Annotated in this window: 2 protein-coding genes; both read right to left on the bottom strand. The window is 30.2% G+C overall.

Going from position 1 to position 2404, the window contains the following annotated elements; genetic code table 11:
- Nucleotides 1–726: 726 nt before the first annotated feature.
- Nucleotides 727–1290: a hypothetical protein gene (locus H593_RS0115350; protein ID WP_157588899.1), complete on the bottom strand. Its 564-nt coding sequence runs from the start codon at nucleotides 1288–1290 to the stop codon at nucleotides 727–729.
- Nucleotides 1291–1513: 223 nt separating this feature from the next.
- A complete protein-coding gene (locus H593_RS0115345; protein ID WP_028873235.1) occupies nucleotides 1514–2110 on the bottom strand; it encodes a toxin-antitoxin system YwqK family antitoxin in 597 nt (198 codons plus the stop codon).
- Between the last annotated feature and the right edge of the window lie 294 nt (nucleotides 2111–2404).

Below are 2404 nucleotides of genomic sequence, written 5' to 3'. Positions count from 1 at the left end.
TTAAATTTGAACTTGTAAGAAATATCAATAAATAAAATCTAACTATTAGTTGTTCTTTATTCATTCCGTATTGTTTTTTTCGCATTGCTACCAACAATAGGGATATGGATAGTAGTATCCTGTAGGGATGCTATTATTTATATCCCATGTTATGTTTAGTTTTTTTATCCAAAGCTAAGAAATATTTTATTTCCATCCATTGGGACAAAAAAAACGGAGTTTGAGTAATCACCCAAACATTGATAAGTCAAAACGTTTTTAATTGCCAGGGTATCTTATTTCTTATAAGGTCAATATAGGAAGTCAGAAACAATGGAATGATTGTTTGAAATTCATTACAAAAATATAGCTATTTACAAGGTACTATTCTGATAATGAAAAAAATACGACTTGACTTTCTAATTTTTTTTCACTACCTTGATCAAAGTCTTTTAGACGTTACACGTTTACAAATTCTGATTTGTACGATGCAATCGCTAAGACTTTGAGTCTGTCAATTATTATTGACAGGTACCTTGTGAATAGCTTCCTTATTAAAATTTTAAACAATTCAGTTAAAGACGTTTTTCCGCGGGATTGGTCAAATTAAACCTAACGGAATTGTGTATGGTTAGTTGCGTGGCTAAGCACCTAATTTAGCAAATAAATCACAGATAGAAAATTCCAGCGGAATTTTCCAGATAAGCACTTGCCAAAGCAATTAATTATACACGGTGTTGTATGCAGTTATTTTATCAGTCGAAATGAATTCAGAAACGATTCAATTAATTCTTGTTCCTCTCCAAGATAGGTTAAATGATAAGACCTATTTCCAACAAAGAAAATTTTCCCTTTAATTCCTCCTTTTACTCCTCTCGGAACATTCGCATCGGGATTCAAAGAAAATTCATAATATATTCCTTCCAGATTATATTGTTCAGTTGATTCTTTTTTAGTCAATTTAAAAACTCCACCATATTTTGCTTCAGTTGTTTTTAAAATTTGGTCATAAGCTTGGTCTTTATCCCAAGATTCCATTATGTATTCAGGGAAGTCAATATATTCTGCCATATATATCATTTGTTGTCCAGCAACAGCTTGATAATTATAGATTTTATATTTATCAGTTCCAATTTGATTATCAATAACTCTTAATGCTGGTTTCATTGGAAAGTCAATTATAAAATTTCCACTTTCGGAAGAAAACTCATCAGATTCCGTTTTTTCCATTTCGGTTTTGTCTTTCGTTTGTGATTGACAAGAATTAAGAGTGAAAATTGTCAGAAGGATAATCAATAAATTTCTATTCATAAGGTTTTGTTTTAATTGCATACAACGGTTCGGCTATGGTTAGTACGGGAATTAAAAGTAACTAAACTTTCGATTAAGCACTTAGCCAAAACTTTTTGTTTTGTTTTATTTTTTTAGTTCTAAAGCCAAATCAAAAAGATTTGGCGGACTTGGTTAAATGCATTAAACTTTGGGTTAAGCACTAAACCCCGTATTAATTATAGCCATTGTTAGCAAATCGTTTTTAATAATATTTTATGACCTCATTATCAGGTTTTTGTACTGTACCTTTTTTCGAATCTATTAGAATTGTCTCAGACGTTCCGCTTCCATTCTTCATATTCCACTTTCTAATCTGCCAAAAAGAAGAGTTCTCTTTATTTATGAAATCAATCTCCAAACTAGGCATTTCCAAATCATATTCTTTCGCTATTTCTAAAGCTTTGAAATATGAGATTTTATTTTTCTTATCGTAATCAATAATGCTATCAATTTTGCCTTCCTTAGAGTAAAACTCCCATTGCCCAACACAAATTCTATTGTCAGCTGTCATAGTTCCCTTTTCCTTTATTTTTTTATTCGGATAAAATCTTTTCCAATAATATAGTTTTATGTTATTCTTCCATAATATTTCTACGTGTCTTGTTCCAGACAAATATTTACCTTTAATAACCGTAAAATCCAAACTGTCTTTTGCTTTTCTATTTTCAATACTTACAAATTCAGGGTTTGGATTACTAGATATTGGGCCTTTGAAAATTAATTCATTTCGTAAAGTTGTTTTTGAAGTTATACAGCTTATAAAAATGATTGAAATGATTATTAATACTTTATTTTTCATTCAGTTTAGATATTCAGAAACTTGTAATAGGTGAATGTTAGTTTTCAATTAGTTAAGTTATTCTATCAGATGTTTGCTAACGTGTTCGTGTATGGTTAGTTGCGTTGGCTAGCAACTAAATTAGTAAAAGAAAACGAACCAGAGGAAAATCCGTAGGATTTTCCGAGTACACACAGAACGAGTAATTAATTATACACGTTGTTAGCCACTGTTATTTTATTAGCTTAATTTTATAATACATATGAATATCTCTTCCGTAATTGTCTTCTTTTGTTCGGAACACTCGTAAATTTC

Origin of the sequence: Psychroserpens burtonensis DSM 12212 (assembly GCF_000425305.1) — a bacterium.
Lineage (GTDB): Bacteria > Bacteroidota > Bacteroidia > Flavobacteriales > Flavobacteriaceae > Psychroserpens > Psychroserpens burtonensis.
Note: the sequence above shows the minus strand (reverse complement) of the source record. Positions and strands in the feature narration are given on the sequence as shown.